The 15,701-nt window shown below is 69.2% G+C and carries 12 protein-coding genes and 1 pseudogene; 5 read left to right on the plus strand and 8 right to left on the minus strand.

Annotation, left to right across the window (positions count from 1 at the left end):
• Window positions 1–36: 36 nt before the first annotated feature.
• The 3 genes and pseudogenes from gluQRS to phaR all read left to right on the plus strand — a co-directional run.
• A pseudogene (gene gluQRS, locus ABE571_RS05080) lies at window positions 37–956 on the plus strand (tRNA glutamyl-Q(34) synthetase GluQRS); the annotation flags it as partial.
• A 39-nt stretch (window positions 957–995) separates the two neighbouring features.
• A complete protein-coding gene (phbB, locus tag ABE571_RS05085) occupies window positions 996–1,736 on the plus strand; it encodes an acetoacetyl-CoA reductase (RefSeq protein ID WP_121038246.1) in 741 nt (246 codons plus the stop codon).
• Between the two features lie 121 nt (window positions 1,737–1,857).
• Window positions 1,858–2,403 carry a polyhydroxyalkanoate synthesis repressor PhaR gene (gene phaR, locus ABE571_RS05090; protein ID WP_313218920.1) on the plus strand — a complete coding sequence of 182 codons (546 nt, stop codon included), beginning with the start codon at window positions 1,858–1,860 and terminating at the stop codon, window positions 2,401–2,403.
• Between the two features lie 121 nt (window positions 2,404–2,524).
• On the opposite strand, the gene ABE571_RS05095 is transcribed toward phaR, so the two are convergent.
• The 6 genes from ABE571_RS05095 to ABE571_RS05120 form a co-directional block, all read right to left on the minus strand.
• Entirely contained in the window at window positions 2,525–3,487 is a 963-nt protein-coding gene (locus ABE571_RS05095; protein ID WP_346481771.1) for a TraB/GumN family protein, read from the minus strand.
• 2 nt (window positions 3,488–3,489) lie between these two features.
• Window positions 3,490–4,428, minus strand: coding sequence for a DUF1684 domain-containing protein (locus ABE571_RS05100; protein ID WP_346493325.1), 939 nt, complete (start codon window positions 4,426–4,428; stop codon window positions 3,490–3,492).
• A 10-nt stretch (window positions 4,429–4,438) separates the two neighbouring features.
• Window positions 4,439–6,310 (minus strand): DNA mismatch repair endonuclease MutL, encoded by a 1,872-nt coding sequence (gene mutL / locus ABE571_RS05105; protein ID WP_346465984.1) that lies wholly within the window; start codon window positions 6,308–6,310, stop codon window positions 4,439–4,441.
• Between the two features lie 107 nt (window positions 6,311–6,417).
• Window positions 6,418–8,010 carry an N-acetylmuramoyl-L-alanine amidase gene (locus tag ABE571_RS05110; RefSeq protein ID WP_313209019.1) on the minus strand — a complete coding sequence of 531 codons (1,593 nt, stop codon included), beginning with the start codon at window positions 8,008–8,010 and terminating at the stop codon, window positions 6,418–6,420.
• 88 nt (window positions 8,011–8,098) lie between these two features.
• Window positions 8,099–8,581, minus strand: a complete 483-nt coding sequence (gene tsaE, locus ABE571_RS05115; RefSeq protein WP_346493326.1) for a tRNA (adenosine(37)-N6)-threonylcarbamoyltransferase complex ATPase subunit type 1 TsaE — start codon at window positions 8,579–8,581, stop codon at window positions 8,099–8,101.
• 2 nt (window positions 8,582–8,583) lie between these two features.
• Entirely contained in the window at window positions 8,584–10,062 is a 1,479-nt protein-coding gene (locus ABE571_RS05120; RefSeq protein ID WP_313209009.1) for an NAD(P)H-hydrate dehydratase, read from the minus strand.
• A 72-nt stretch (window positions 10,063–10,134) separates the two neighbouring features.
• On the opposite strand from ABE571_RS05120, the gene queG reads away from it, so the two are divergent.
• Both queG and xseA read left to right on the plus strand, forming a co-directional pair.
• Window positions 10,135–11,223, plus strand: coding sequence for a tRNA epoxyqueuosine(34) reductase QueG (gene queG, locus ABE571_RS05125; RefSeq protein WP_346493327.1), 1,089 nt, complete (start codon window positions 10,135–10,137; stop codon window positions 11,221–11,223).
• Window positions 11,224–11,283: 60 nt separating this feature from the next.
• On the plus strand, window positions 11,284–12,624 hold the full coding sequence (gene xseA / locus ABE571_RS05130) for an exodeoxyribonuclease VII large subunit (RefSeq protein ID WP_313209007.1): 1,341 nt from the start codon (window positions 11,284–11,286) through the stop codon (window positions 12,622–12,624).
• Window positions 12,625–12,657: 33 nt separating this feature from the next.
• Here xseA and ABE571_RS05135 read toward each other — a convergent pair whose 3' ends face one another.
• Both ABE571_RS05135 and ABE571_RS05140 read right to left on the minus strand, forming a co-directional pair.
• Window positions 12,658–13,560 (minus strand): M48 family metallopeptidase, encoded by a 903-nt coding sequence (locus tag ABE571_RS05135; protein ID WP_313218924.1) that lies wholly within the window; start codon window positions 13,558–13,560, stop codon window positions 12,658–12,660.
• Between the two features lie 108 nt (window positions 13,561–13,668).
• Window positions 13,669–15,501, minus strand: coding sequence for a formylglycine-generating enzyme family protein (locus tag ABE571_RS05140; RefSeq protein WP_346493392.1), 1,833 nt, complete (start codon window positions 15,499–15,501; stop codon window positions 13,669–13,671).
• Between the last annotated feature and the right edge of the window lie 200 nt (window positions 15,502–15,701).

Here is a 15,701-nt window from a genome sequence, read left to right on the forward strand (position 1 = left end):
AATTCAAGTCGCAAACTGACCGACGATTCATAGTCCATGTCTGATTCCTCCTATTACGGGCGCTTTGCGCCCTCGCCTACCGGCCCCCTGCACCCCGGCTCGCTGCTGGCGGCGCTCGGCAGCTGGCTGCTCGCCCGCCACGCCGGCGGCCAGTGGCTGGTGCGGGTGGAGGACGTCGATCCTCCTCGAACGGTGCCTGGCGCGGTGAGCGGCCAACTGGCCGCACTGGCCGCCTTCGGGTTGCGCAGTGACGGGCCGATCGTCCATCAGAGCCAGCGCGATGCGCTGTACCAGGGCGCGCTGGACCGCCTGCTGCGCGAGGGCAAGGCATTTGCCTGCCATTGCAGCCGCAGCGAGCTGGCTGCGCAGGGCGGCATCCATCACCACTGCGTGCCCCGCGCCGCGCGTGCGCAACCGGCGGTGCGGCTGCGGGTAGCGCCGGGCAGCGTGGTGCGATTCGACGACGGCTTGCAGGGCCGGATCGTGCAGGACGTGCACGCCGAGGTCGGCGACTTCGTGCTGCGCCGGGCCGACGGTTACTGGGCGTATCAGCTGGCAGTGGTGGTCGACGATGGCGCGCAGCATGTGACCGACGTAGTGCGCGGGGCGGACCTGCTCGATTCCACGCCGCGCCAGATCCTGCTGCAGCAGGCCCTGGATTTGCCGACACCGCGCTACCTGCATCTGCCGCTGCTGCTCGGTCCGGAGGGGCGCAAGCTCTCCAAGTCCGAGGCGGCGCTGCCGGTGGATCCCGCCCAGCCGCTGCCAGCGCTGCGGCGGGCATGGGCGCAGCTGGGCCAGGATCCGGCGATCGGTGCAGGGGCCGATGAGGTGGGCGGGTGGCTTCAGCAGGCGGCCGATGGCTTCGATCCGGCGCGATTGCCACCGGGCGACATTCCGCTGCCGCACGGCGCCGGCGCGGGCGCCCCTTTTGCCCGCTGATGTTGCAGAATCCTGTTCCCCCTTGTTCGCCCTGCCTTTCGGAGTAGCTGCTCATGACATCTCGCGTCGCACTGGTCACCGGTGGTACCGGCGGTATCGGTACTGCCATCTGCCAACGCCTGGCCGACCAGGGCCATCGGGTCGCCACCAACTACCGTGACGAAGCCAAAGCCAAGGCCTGGCGCGAGAAGATGCTGGCGCGCGGCTGCGATGTGGCGATCTTCCCGGGCGATGTGTCCGACCCCGGCACCGCCGAAAGCATGGTGCAGGCTGTCGAAGCGGCGCTGGGCCCGGTCGAGATCCTGATCAACAACGCCGGCATCACCCGCGACACCACCTTCCACCGCATGCGTGCGGACCAGTGGCACGACGTGATCAACACCAACCTCAATTCGGTGTTCAACGTCACCCGCCCGGTCATCGAGGGCATGCGCCGCCGCGGCTGGGGCCGGGTCATCCAGATCAGCTCGATCAACGGCCTGAAGGGCCAGTACGGCCAGGCCAACTACGCCGCCGCCAAGGCCGGCATGCACGGCTTCACCATTTCGCTGGCCCGTGAGAATGCCGGCTTCGGCATCACCGTGAACACGATTTCGCCGGGCTATGTGGCCACCGACATGGTGATGGCCGTGCCGGACGAAGTGCGCGCCAAGATCATCGCCGACATCCCCACCGGCCGCCTCGGCAAGCCGGAAGAGATCGCCTACGCAGTGGCCTTCCTGGTCAACGAGGAAGCGTCCTGGATCACCGGCTCCAACCTGGACATCAACGGCGGCCACCACATGGGGTGGTAAGCGCCGAAAATGCTGCACTCCATGTTGCGCAACATAAATGCGGCCCCTTGCTACCTATGGCGGTTGCATAGGCTGCTGCACTGCGCCATGCTGCGCGCCTACTGTGATGAGTGACTGCTTCATGGCTGCGACCCGCATTATCAAGAAGTACCCGAACCGCCGGCTCTACGACACGGAAATCTCCAGCTACATCACCATAGAGGATGTGCGCCAGCTGATCCTGGACGGTGAGGACTTCGAGGTGCGTGACGCCAAGAGCGGCGATGACCTGACCCGCTCGGTGCTGCTGCAGATCATCGCCGACCAGGAGCAGGACGGCGAACCGATGCTGTCCACCCAGCTGCTCAGCCAGCTGATCCGCTTCTATGGCGACTCGCTGCAGGGCTTCATGGGCAACTATCTGGAGCGCAGCATGCAGGTCTTCCTGGACCAGCAGCAGCAGTTCCGCCAGCAGATGGGCAATCTGCTCGGCCAGACCCCCTGGGCGATGATGAACCAGCTGACCGAGCGCAACATGGAGATGTGGCAGGACTTCCAGCGCAACATGGGCGCCGGCTTCGGCGGCCGCCCAGGTGGCACCGGGACGGGTACCGGCACGGGCACGGGCACGGGTACCGGCAAGAAGCCGGAAACGCCGCCACCGGGCGCAGGCAAGACCCGCCGCTGAGCCCACGCTCGGCGCAATAAAGAAAAAGGCGCTGCCCTCGGGCCGCGCCTTTTCTCGTTTCAGGGTCCGGCGACGTCATCGACGCCGTGCGGTCGGCCCTATCGCCGTCCAGCCGCGCGCATCAGCGCTTGGGCTTGGCGCAGCCGGTGCAGACGCGCTCCACCTTGTAGCCCTTGGCGCGCAGCTTTTCGACCACACCGTCGTTGCCGAGCAGGTGCAACGTGCCCACCACCACCATCGTGCCGCCCTGCCCGGCCTGCAGATGCTGCTGCAGCTTGGGCACCCAGGCATCGTTGCGGTCGGTGTTGATGCGCTTGTACAGCTGCGGGTACTGGCCGCGCATTTCGGTGGCCATCGAGGTCCACAGCAGCTTGTCGTCGCCGCGGCGCCAGGCGTCATGCAGCTTGCGCCCCATCTCGTCGCCCTTGCCGGCCTGCTCCAGCGCTTCGGCCACCATCTGCTGCTGCTCCTTGGCCGACATCCCCGACAGCACCGCGATCTGGGTATCGATGTCTTCCAGCCCGGCGGTCGCCTTGCCGGCACTCGCGGCGCGGGTCATGAAATGTCGATCCAGGCCGAGCGCGGGGTCCAGCCCCATTTTGGTGAACTGACTCAGGGTGATCGTCAGGCCGACGAACCACGGCTTCATGCCCTGCAGCTGGGCCAGCGGCAGCTTGTTCTCCTGCGCATAGGCCTGCAGCCTGGTCCAGGTCGCGGCGTCCAGATCGCGTTTCAGCTCCGAGCCATCGGTGCGCATCGCGGCCTGCACCATTTTCTGTGCCAGCTGCGGCGATTCCATGTCCTGCGGCGACAGCTCGAACACCACCCGCTGGGACGCCGTGAACGCCTGATCGACATCGGCAGAGAGCGGGTAATCGCTCGGCTGCAGCAGATGGAACGACCCCAGCAGATACAGGCGGCTGTCGCCCGGGCCGGTCACCTTCCACAACAGCGGGACCGGCGGGGTGGCTTTCGCCGCTGCCGGCGCGCTCGGCGGCGCGGGGCGCGCTTCGGCGCCGCCCGTACCGACCAACAGGCTCGCCGCGATCAGCAACGGGGACACGACACGCGACAACATCAAGATCATCAAGCCTCTCCTTCAGGGGCGTGGTACGCCTGCTCACCGGCGTCCACACGCAGGTCCAGGCGGTTTTCAGGGGGGGGCAGCGGACAGGTCGCGAACGGGGTGAACGCGCACGGCGGGTTGTAGGCGTGATTGAAATCGATCACCACCCGGCCCTGCGCGTCGGGCGCGGGCAGATCCAGATAGCGGCCGGCCGGATAGCTGCCGTGGCCGCTGGTGCGATCGCCAAAGATCACGAACAACTCGCGGCCAGGCTCGCCGATCGCCTCCAGCCGCCAGGTGCGGCCAGCGCGCTCGAATTCCAGCGTGCCGGCATTGGGCAGGTTCGTGGTCAGTCCGGTGATGTCCACGATCGGCAGCGTCTTGCCGGCCGGATGTGGCACGAAGCGCGCAGTGATGCGCCAGGACGGCCCCCCCGGCCAGTACGTCAGGCCGGTGAAGTTCGTTCGCGAGGGGGCATCGGCGTGCTTGACCCGCAGCGCGAAGCGCTCACCGCGATGGATCAGGCTGAGCCGGCCCTTGTCGTCATCGAAGGCGATGACTGTCGGCGTTGGATCGCGATCACTGAAGAAGCGGATGCGGCCGGTGACCGGCTTGCCCTCCACGCGCATCGGCACGCCACGCTCCGGCGTGAACCAGACGGTGCTGCCCTCGCGCGCGACCATGCCGAGCCTGTCGGGGCCGACCGCCAAACGGATGCCGCTGCCCGGCCCACGCCCGATGTAGTGCGCCTTGTACTCCAGCCAGTGCAGGCCAACCAGGCTGGTCCAGCCATCGGCGGCGTGCAGCGCTTCATAGCGCTGTTGGCGCCACTGCTGCTGTTGGGCCTCGAAGGCCGGATCGACCGCCACGTTCGCCGGTGCCGCCTCATTCTTTTCGCCGCATCCCGACACGCTCACTGCCAGCAGCAACGCGGCGGCCCACACTCCCCAGTGCTTCATGACCTTCCTCTCAACGTCCGCGCAGGAACCAGCGGTCGATTTCCGCCAGCGAAAAACGCGCCCAGGTCGGTCGGCCGTGATTGCACTGACCCGAGCGTTCGGTAATTTCCATGTCGCGCAGCAGGCCGTTCATTTCCGGCACGGTCAGCCGCCGGTTGGCGCGCACCGCGCCGTGGCAGGCCATGGTGGACAGCAGTTCGTCGCGGGCACTGGCAATGCGTCGGCTCTGCCCATGCTCGCGCAGGTCGGTGAGCACGTCGCGCAGCAGCGCTTCGGGTTCGGCATTGGCCAGCAACGCCGGAATGCTGCGTACGTGCAGTGAACCGGGGCCGGCGCGGGTGATCTCAAAGCCCAGCGAGGTCAAGGTTTCGGCCTCGCGCTCGGCGGTGTCGGCATCGCGTTCGCCCACCGCCAGGGTGATCGGCACCAGCAGCGGCTGCGCATGCAGGCCCATGCCATCGTGTGCGGTTTTCAGGCGTTCGTAGCCGATGCGTTCGTGCGCCGCGTGCATGTCCACCACGATCAGGCCTTCGGCGTTCTCGGCCAGGATGTAGATGCCATGCAACTGCGCGATCGCATAACCCAGCGGCGGCACGCCACTGTCGGCTGCGGTCATCGGCAGGCCGTTTTCGGTCGGCATGGGCGGCAGGCTGCCGGTCGCTGCGGTACCGCCCGGCGCGCCATACAGCGCTGCATAGGCGGACGGCGCATCGGCCACGCGCAGCCCCAAGGGGGATTGCTGCGGGCGCCAGTCGCCGCCCATGCCGCCGCCTGCTCCGTTGCCGGCGAGCGCATAGCCGGTGCTGCCGGCGGACGGCAGGCCGTAGGCCGGCGCCGCGGTAGCGGCACTCTCGGTGGCATGCACCTGGGGACCGGCCGCGGTCATGCCGGCACGGGTGTCGGCCAGCGCTTCCTTGAGCGTGCGGTAGACGAAATCGTGGATCAGGCGCGAGTCGCGGAAGCGAACCTCATGCTTGGCCGGGTGCACGTTGACGTCCACGCGGGTCGGATCGAGTTCCAGGAACAGCACGTACGCCGGCTGACGGCCATGGAACAGCACGTCGCCGTAGGCCATCTTCACCGCATGGGCGACACTGCGATCGCGCACCGAACGGCCGTTGACGTACAGGTACTGCTGATCGGTGCTGGCCCGCGAATAGTGCGGCTGCGCGATCCAGCCGTGCAGGCGCAGACCGGCCCCGCTGTGATCCACCCGCAGCGCCTGGTTGGCGAAGTCTTCGCCCAGTGTTTCGCCCAGGCGCGCATCCGAGTACAGGTCGCCGGGCTTGTAGCGGCGCGAGGGTTTGCCGTTGTGCGACACGCGCAGCTCGACATCCGGGCGCGCCAGCGCGAGCGAGCGCAGCCACTCTTCGATATGGCCCAGCTCGGTGCGCTCGGCGCGCAGGAACTTGCGGCGCGCCGGTACGTTGTAGAACAGCTCGCGCACTTCCACCGTGGTGCCGGGCGCATGCGCACGCGGCGTGACTTCGCCCAGCCGACCGCCTTCGATCTGCAGGGCCGAACCGTGCTCGTCGATGGCGCGGCGCGAGCTCAGGGTGAAGCGGCTGACCGAGGCGATCGACGGCAGCGCTTCGCCGCGGAAGCCGAGCGTCGCCACCGATTCCAGATCATCCAGGCTGGCGATCTTGCTGGTTGCATGCCGCGACACTGCCAGCGGCAGCTCTTCCGGGGCGATGCCGCCGCCGTCGTCGCGGATGCGGATCAGCCGCACACCGCCCTCTTCCAGGTCGATATCCACGCGGGTGGCGCCGGCGTCCAACGCGTTTTCGACCAGTTCCTTGACCACCGACGCCGGGCGTTCGACCACCTCGCCGGCGGCGATCTGGTTGATCAGGATCTCAGGGAGTTGGCGGATGCTCATGCGCACCTCCGGGCAGTGGAGGTGGCGGGCGTGGTGGCGCTGGGAATTCGGGAAACGGACGTCATCCCGTGATGATAGCGTGCGCCGGGCAGTGCAGCCCGGAGGGGTTACTTGCTGCCGCCCGCCACGGTGCCGGCGGCATCGATTTCCGCCTGGGCGCGCGCGGCGTACAGCGTGCCCGGCGGCGGCTGACGGCTGAAGAAGGTGTGCACACCGTCCAGCACCGCGCCGGCGATCTGGCGCTGGTAGGCCGGATCGATCAGGCGGCGCTCTTCATCCGGGTTGGAGATGAAGGCGGTTTCGACCAGCATCGCCGGCATGTCCGAGGTGCGCAGCACCGCGAAGTTCGCACGCTCGATATTGGGCTTGTGGTTCTTGCCGATCCGCTTCAGGCCGCCCAGCACATGCCCGGCCGCGTCTTCGGAGGCCTTCATGTAACCGCTCTGGGCCAGATCCAGCAGCACGTTGGCCAGGGTGCCTTCGGTCTGCTGCAGGCGCACGCCACCGACCAGATCGGCGGCGTTTTCCTTGTCGGCCAGCCAGCGCGCACGCTGCGAGGAGGCGCCCTTGGTGGAGAGCACGTACACCGAGGAGCCGGTCGCGGCCCGGTTCTCGGCGGCATCGGCGTGGATCGAGATGAACATGTCGGCCTTGGCCGCACGCGCCTTCTGCGCGCGCATCGGCAGCGGAATGAACACGTCACTGTCGCGGGTCAGGTAGGCCTTCAGCCCGGGCGTCGCATTGACCTGGCGGGCCAGTTCACGTGCCACCGCCAGGGTAATGTCTTTTTCGCGCTTGCCGGTCGGGCCGACGGCGCCGGGATCCTGGCCGCCATGGCCGGGATCGATCGCGATCACCAGTGGGCGCATACCGGCGCGCATCTTCACGCGCGAAGCGTCGCTGGGCATGGCCGGACGCGGGTTGTCCTGCAGCGCCGGGGTCGGCGCGGGCGCGGGAACCGGCGCACTGGCCACGACCGCCGGGGTCGACTGACCGGCCAGGATCGCGGCCGGCGACGCGCTGTTGCTGGCCGCGTTGGCGGTCCCAGCCGCAGCGACGTTGACGGTGGTGGCCGTCGCGGCAGCCGGGCCCGGCGCCGAGGTGGCGACCGTGGCGCTGGCCTGCTGGCGTACCGACGCGGTCAGCAAGGCGGTGGCGCGCGCGGCATCGCTGCGTGCCTGTGCAGTCTGGGCGGCGGTCGGTGCGGGGGTCGGTGCCGGCGCGGCGGCCGGCATCGACGCCGCTGGCGTGGGCGAAGGCGCTGCGGCCGCGGTGGGCGCGGGCGCACTGGCAACGGTGGGCGCGGCCGGCGCATCGCCCGGCCACTCGATCACCAAGCGCGACTCATTGCCCTGCTTGATCATCTGCGGGCGGAACGGCGCGACCGATTCGGCCAGATCGAACACCACGCGGAACGTACCTGGCACCGGCTGCCCGGTGCGGACAGCGGTGACCACGCCCTTGGGCGCAGGCAGTTTGAGGTTGCGGATCGCGCTGGAGTCCGGGAAATCCACCACCAGGCGGTTCGGACCGGCCAGCGACAGGGTCTTGTAGCCCCCGCTGCCGGCCAGCGAAATCTCCGCACGGGTACCGGTCGCACCGGTCTCCACGGCCACCTGGCGGACTTCGCCCGCCCACGACAGCGCGCTCGCCAGACAGAGTCCGACGGCAGTGCAGAGGGCGGCGAGTGATTTCCCCATTGGCATGGGTCTGGATTCAATCACCGCGCTGAATGAAATGCAACTACTTTTCCCTTAATAATCCGTAACCTGCCGGTGTTTCCTAGTGTCAGCCGACAGAAAGGGCCTGCAAGTCACCCCCTTGGGGCAGCCGAGCGAGCCATTCACGACCGGCCGGACTGGTCGCGGTGAGCCGGGCGCGACGCCCCTGTCCCTGGATATCCAGGGCCACTTCGAGGTCGGTCGGCGGCAAGGCACCGGCACCGCGCTCGGGCCACTCGACCAGCCACAGCGAGGCGCTGCCCTCGTCCAGCCCGAGGAAATCCAGCTCCTGTGCGTTGCCGATCCGGTACAGATCCAGGTGCCAGGCCTCGTGGCCGTCGGCCAGCGCGTAGCGCTCCACCAGGGTGTAGGTCGGGCTGCGGATCGCCCCCTGCACGCCCAGCGCGCGCAGCAGTGCGCGGGCCAGGGTGGATTTACCGGCCCCCAGGTCGCCCTGCAGCTGCATCACCGCCTGCGGCGGCCGGGTCGCGGCCAGCCATTGCCCGAGCAGGTCGGTGTCTTCGGTCTGCGCGAGGAAAAACTCGATCATGTTCAAACGTCCGGATTGACCAGCCGGCGCAGCGGCGCCAGCAGATCGGTGGGAAGCAGGCCCCGCTGGCCGTCACTGGCGGCGGCATCGCCGGCCAGGCTGTGCAGCAATGCGCCGGTGCTGGCGGCATCGAAGGCGCCCAGCCCCTGCGCGCGCAGGGCGGCAATGATGCCGGTAAGCAGGTCGCCCATGCCACCCACGGCCATGCCGGGATTGCCGGCGGCCATCACCCGCGGCAGCGCATCGGGCGCGGCGACCACGGTGCCGGCGCCCTTGAGCACCACCACCGCGTGGAAACGCTCGGCCAGCGCTTTGGCCGCCGTGAAGCGGTCGGCCTGCACCTGCGCGGTGCTCAGCCCGAGCAGGCGCGCGGCCTCGCCCGGGTGCGGGGTCAGGATCGCGTCATGGAGCGGCTGCGGCGCCTTGGCCAGCAGGTTCAGGGCGTCGGCATCGACCACCAGCGGCTTGCCGCTGGCCAGCACCTGGCGCCAGAGTTCGTGCGCCCAGTCGTCCTGGCCCAGGCCAGGCCCGATCGCGACCACCCCCGCGCGGGGCAGCAGGGCCTGCAGTTCCTGCGCGTCCTGGACGGCATGCACCATCGCTTCGGGCAGGCGCGCCAGCAGCGGTGCCACATGCGGTGGCTGCGTCGCCACACTCACCAGCCCTGCGCCCGCGCGCAACGCCGATTCACTGGCCAGCATCACCGCGCCGCCGCTGCCGAGGTTGCCGCCCACGCACAGCACGTGGCCGGATTCGCCCTTGTGGGTGTTGGCGCGTCGCGCCGGCAGCTGCGCGCGCAGGCGCGGTTGCTGCCAGCACTCGGCGCTGTACTGCACGCCTTCGCCAGCGTCCGCGGGCAGATCCAGCGCGGCCAGGCGGCGACCGCCGACATGCTCCAGCGCTGCGCCGGTATACAGCCCCTGGTGGCGCACGATGAACTGCAGGGTGACCGTGGCGCGGATGGCAATGCCCGGCACGTGACCGGTGCGCGCATCCACGCCGCTGGGCACGTCCAGCGACAGCACCGGCACGCCAGCGCCGTTGATGGCCGTGATCAGATCCACCGCGGCACCGGCCGGCGCGCGGTTCAGGCCGATGCCGAACAGCGCGTCCACCAGCAGGTCTACCGGCGGGAGCGCCCCATCGAAGCGCGCCACCGCACCGCCGGTGGCGATGAACGCCTGCTCGGCCCGCTGCGCCAACGTCGTGGCTGGCGCATCGGCGTCCAGCCGCAGCGCCGTTACCAGGCGGCCGGCTTCACGGGCCAGACGGGCCAGCACGTAGCCATCGCCGCCGTTGTTGCCGGCCCCCACCACCACACCAATGCGCTGCGCCTGCGGCCAGCGCTCCAGCAGGCAGTGCCAGGCGGCCTGGCCGGCCTGCTCCATCAGCGAGGCCCCCCCATCGCCCAGCAAGGCACTGGCCTGCGCATCCAGGCGGCGCGCAGCGGCGATATCGAACAGTTCAGCAAGCTCGGGCATGCCGGGATTCTATACTTGTCGCCCAGGCGCAGCCGTGTCGCGCCCTCCCCAGGCTCCGTTTCCGCCCAGGCCATGTCCGCCGTTCCCCTGCCCGCCCCCGTCCATCTGGCCCGTGCCGCCGAACGCATCCGTGCGATCGCGCGCGTGCACGGCTTCCAGCGCTGCGGGGTATCCGGCATCGATCTGCGCGAAGACGAGGCGCACCTGGCCGATTGGCTGGGCAAGGGCCTGTACGGCACGATGGAGTGGATGGCGCGCCACGGCACGCTGCGCGCCCGGCCGGACGAACTGCTGCCGGGCACGGTGCGGGTGATCTCGGTCGGCATGGATTACGGCCACAAGGACGACGCTGAAGCCTGGGCCACCCTGCACGATGGTGACCGCGCCTACGTGGCGCGCTACGCGCTGGGCCGCGATTACCACAAGCTGATGCGCAACCGGCTGCAGAAGTTCGCCGACAGCATCGCCGCCGAGATCGGGCCGTTCGGCTACCGCGTGTTCGTTGATTCGGCCCCGGTGCTGGAGCGCGCGCTCGCCCGCAATGCCGGGCTTGGCTGGATCGGCAAGCACACCTGCCTGATCGACAAACAGGGCGGCTCGTGGTTCTTCATCGGCGAGATCTACGTCGACCTGCCGCTGCCGGTGGATACACCGGCCACCGCACACTGCGGCACCTGCACGCGCTGCATCGATGTCTGCCCGACCCAGGCGATCATCGCCCCGCACCGCCTGGATGCACGCCGCTGTATCTCCTACCTCACCATCGAACACGACGGCGCGATTCCCGAGGAAATGCGCACGGCGATGGGCAACCGCATCTACGGCTGCGACGACTGCCAGCTGGTCTGCCCCTGGAACAAGTTCGCCAAGCGCACCGACGAGCCGGATTTCCGCGCGCGCAACGATCTGGACACCGCCTCGCTCGCCCAGCTGTTCGCCTGGGAAGAAGACGAGTTCCTGCGCCGCACCGAGGGCAGCCCGATCCGCCGCAGCGGGCATGAACGCTGGCTGCGCAACATCGCCGTGGCGCTGGGCAATGCACCTGCCCATGCCGAGACGCTGGCCGCGCTGCAGGCACGACGCGAGCATCCTTCGGCGATCGTGCGCGAGCATGTGGCCTGGGCGCTGCAGCAGCACGCCGACCGCGCCGCCGCGGGATGAAGCATTGCCGCCGACGTGCGACCATGGCCCCCCGTTCGTACCGTTTGGCCTGATTCCTCCATGGACCGCAGCGCGCAGATTCTCACGCCCAGCCAGCTCAACATCCTGGCCCGCGACCTGCTGGAGGGCGCATTCCCGTTGATCTGGGTGGAGGCCGAGCTGGGCAGCGTGACGCGCCCGGCCTCGGGCCATATGTACTTCACGCTGAAGGACGCGCGGTCGCAGATCCGCGCGGCGTTGTTCAAGCCCAAGAGCCAGTGGCTGAAGTTCGTGCCGCGCGAAGGCATGCGCGTGCTCGCGCGTGGCCGGCTGACCCTGTACGAAGCCCGCGGCGAGTACCAGATGGTGCTCGACCACATGGAAGAAGCCGGCGAAGGCGCCCTGCGGCGCGCCTTCGAGCAGCTCAAGGCGCGCCTGGAGGCCGAGGGCCTGTTCGCGCCGGAGCGCAAACGCCCGCTGCCGGCGCATGTGCGTCGCCTGGCGGTGATCACCTCGCCCACCGGCGCGGCGGTACGCGACGTGCTGAGCGTCCTTGAACGGCGTTTCCCGATGCTCGAGGTCGATCTGCTGCCCAGCCTGGTGCAGGGCGACAGCGCTGCCGCGCAGATCACCTCGCTGCTGCGTGGCGCCGATGCCAGCGGCCGCTATGACGTGATCCTGCTGACCCGCGGTGGCGGCTCGATGGAAGATCTCTGGGCCTTCAACGATGAGCAGCTGACCCGCGCGATCGCGGCCAGCCAGACCCCGGTGGTGTCTGCCGTGGGTCACGAAACCGACTTCAGCCTGGCCGACTTCGCCGCCGATCTGCGCGCGCCGACGCCGTCGGTCGCGGCCGAACTGCTGGTGCCTGATCAGCGTGACCTGCTGCTGCGTGTGCGTCGCCTCGACGCGCGTCTGGCGCAGCTGCAGCGGCACAGCCTGGGACAGGCCATGCAGCGCGCGGACCGTGCCCTGCTCCGCCTCAACGCGCAGAGCCCGCAATCACGCCTGCAGCTGTTGCAGCGCCGCCAGCAGGACGTCGCGCGCCGTCTGCACGCGGCGTGGACGACACAGCATCAGGGCCGTCTGGCCCAGCTGCGCCACGCAGCGGCCGTGCTGCGCAGCGGTCATCCGCAGCGCCGGCTGGATGCCCTGCGTGAGCGCCTGCAGCGCCTGCAGCCGCGTGCGGACAGTGCGATCGGCCGCCAGCTGCAGCGCGACGCCCTGCGCCTGCGTGCGCTCGCCCGTTCGATGGAGGCGGTCAGCCCGCTGGCCACCGTCGCGCGTGGCTACGCGATCCTGACCCGCGAGGACGATGGCAGTCTGGTGCGTTCGCCGTTGCAGGTGCGCCCGGGCGACACGCTCAAGGCACGCGTGCAGGACGGCGTGATCGACGTAACGGTCAACGAACCGGCGCGCTGATCCGCCACGCCTACACTGCTGCGCAGTTCGCCTTCAACGCCCTGCGCTTTCGCAGAATTTCTGCCGGTACTCCATCGCCTTGGGCATCAACGCCTGCAGGTTCTGGATGCGCGTGCCCGGGTTGGGATGCGTGGACGCGAATTCCGACGTTGACTGCCCCCCACTGGCCTGCCCCATCCGCTCCCACAGCGGAATGGCTTCCTGCGGATCGAAACACGCGGCCGCGGCCAGCATCAGGCCCACTTCATCGGCCTGGGTCTCATGGCTGCGCGCGTACGGCAGCAGGTAGCCGTAGCCCATCGCCGACATCATCATCTGCTGCTGTTGCGGGTCCATGCCGCTGGCGGCACCGGCCATCTGTCCGATCTGCGTCATTTTCTGCTGGGCCATCCGCTGGGCACCGTGCCGCAGCAAGGCGTGCGCGATTTCATGCCCCATCACCACCGCCATCGCGTCCACCGTCCGCGCCACCGGGATCAGCCCCGTGTAGACCGCCATCTTGCCGCCTGGCAGGCAGAACGCATTGGCCTGGTCGGACGGGATCACGTTGACCTCCCATTCGAACTCCCGCGCGAAGTGCGCAGGCTTCAGGCCATGCTCTTCGGCGAGCGCGGTTTCCACGACGTCCACCTTGGCGATCAGGCGCTGGGCGATCGCCTGGATTTCGCGTGACTGTGGCGCACTGGGATCCAGCGGTCGCTCCTGCGCCAGGATCTCCTGGTAGGCCTGCAGGCCCAGCGCCTTTTCCTGGGTCGCATCAAGCGAGCTGTCGATCAACACGCTTTCGCCGGTATACGGATCCACCGCACGGTTGGAGAACCAGTAGAACGCGGCATAGCCGGCAAACGCCAGCAGCACCCACCAGCGGATGTTGCCGAACAGGCCTGGCCGCCGGGCGCGGCCCTGCTGCTGACCGCCGAATGGATCGTTGCGCATGCGCGTGGTTCCTGAGATGGCCGCGGCACCCTGCCCGACACTGTGCCAATCCTAGAGCGCGCGCCGGGGGGCCGGGTGAAATCCCGTCACCTCACATCGGGGACATCCTCAGATGCCACGGACCAGCCGGAAGCCGATCCGTGCGCTGGTGGTGTCCGAATCCTGCGATTGCCGCCACGCCGCGCGGGTCTGTGCCGGCGCATTGGCCCAGTTGCCACCGCGGATCACGCGCTGCCGGCAGCCCGGGTTGAACCACGCGACGCCATCGGACGGCGCCCGCCGGTAGCTGGCATGCCAGCAGTCGGCCACCCATTCGCTGAGGTTGCCGGCAATGTCGTGCAGACCCCACGGATTGGGATCGAAGCTGGCCACCGGGGCCGGCCCCCAATACCCATCGCCATAGCCGACGAAGGCGTTGTACCAGTGCCGTCCGGAGGGCGAGACATCCTCGGCCCCGGTGAAATTGCCCGCGCGCGCGGGCGGCGTGCCCGCATCACCCCATGGATACCGGCCGCTGCTGCCGGCGCGCAGCGCGTACTCGAATTCGGCCTCGCTGGGCAACCGGTAGGAGCGCCCGGTCTGTTCGGACAGCCAGGTCGCGTAATTCTCGGCATCGCGCACGCTGACGTGCATCACCGGCAGGTTGGCGATCGCCTCGGCCCCGTTGTAATCGGACTGCCAGTCCACCCCGCTGCGCCGGACGAAGTTGCCGCTGCGCTCGTCATACACGATCGAATGGCCGCGCCGGGTGGCCCGGGGGCGGGCCTTGGTAGCCTGCACATAGCGGCGGAAATCGGCGACCGTCACTTCGGTGATCGACATCGCGAAGCCGCGCTCGAAGCGCACGTAGTGCGCGGGCTTCTCTGCATCGGTCGCGCCGAGCTCGTTCTCGGCCGCGCCCATCTGGAACCCGCCGTGCGGCACCACGATCATCTGCGGCCCGCGGCCGCCATCGCGCAGCGCATCGCTGAACACCTGCCGCGGCCGGAAGCTGCCGTAATGGGTGACCAGTTCGATGCGCTCGCGCAGCTGCCCCACGACAGGATCACCGGGCAGCGCGATGCGCAGGGCATCTTCCAGCTTCTGCCGGGCCGGCTTGAGTCCCTGTGGCGTGGCCAGATCGCGCAGACCCTCGTTACGCAGCCGCACCAGGGTGTCGGAGCGGATCTTCTCGATACGTTCGAAGGCGTCGGCAATGGTGATGGAGGAGTCCCGGACCTTGGCCGCTTCGGCCAGCCAGGTACCGGCCGTCGCGAAATCGGCCGCCAGCGCCGCCGTCTCGGCACGCCGGATCAGCGCGCTCTCGGCCGCTGCCAGTCCTTGCCGGGCGCGGGGGTTGTCCGCGTCTAGTGCGAGTGCTTCACGGAAATTGGGAATGGCGCCATCGCCGTCTTCGCCGATGCGGTCCGCGCGCAGATCGTCTTCGCCGGCGCGGTTGTACGCCACCACGCGCTGGGCAATTTCCACCCGCGACTGCAGCTCGCGCACCTTGGGATCGTCCGGCGCCAGGGTCAGCAGTACCAGGGCCATCTCGCTGGCCTGGGCCAAGGCCTCGCGCTGCTTGAGCGGCCGCTGCAACAAGGCGGACGCCTCCTGCAGCAGGCGTTGCCGCGCGCGTTTCAGCCCGGCCTCGGCCACGCGGTCCTTGGGGTCGTGCTGCAGCAGGGCAAGCCAGATCGGGATCGCGTCCTCGGCGGTGCGGTACAGCCGGTCCTCCTCGAAGGCGCCTGCGGCGTCGCGGCGAGCCTGGACAACGTCGTCGTCAACGAGGGTGACGGCAGGTGGCTGCCAGCGCTCCACCGTCTCGGCAGCGTCCTCGCCTCCGATGGTGACCTGCGCCACCGGCGCGCTCGCTTTGGCCGGTGCGGCAGCCGGCTTGGCCGCCGGCGCTGCCGACGGTGCCGGCGCGGGCGCGGGCGCGGGAGAACATGCGGCCAGCATGCCCAACAGAGCAGTGAACAGCAGCGGCAATGGGCCTGACGGTCGCAAATGGGGGTCCTTGGGGCGTGTCATCGTCTTGCTGGTGCCCACGCCACGTCGCAAGCCGCCGCCCGGGGCGGGATGGCGATCCAGGGGGCATGCCGCAGGCGCAGGCAGGGGATCATCATAATCGCCACCGTCGCGGGGGGCGACCGTCCCCG

The organism is Stenotrophomonas sp. TWI273, assembly GCF_039674765.1.
In the GTDB taxonomy this organism is placed as follows: domain Bacteria; phylum Pseudomonadota; class Gammaproteobacteria; order Xanthomonadales; family Xanthomonadaceae; genus Stenotrophomonas.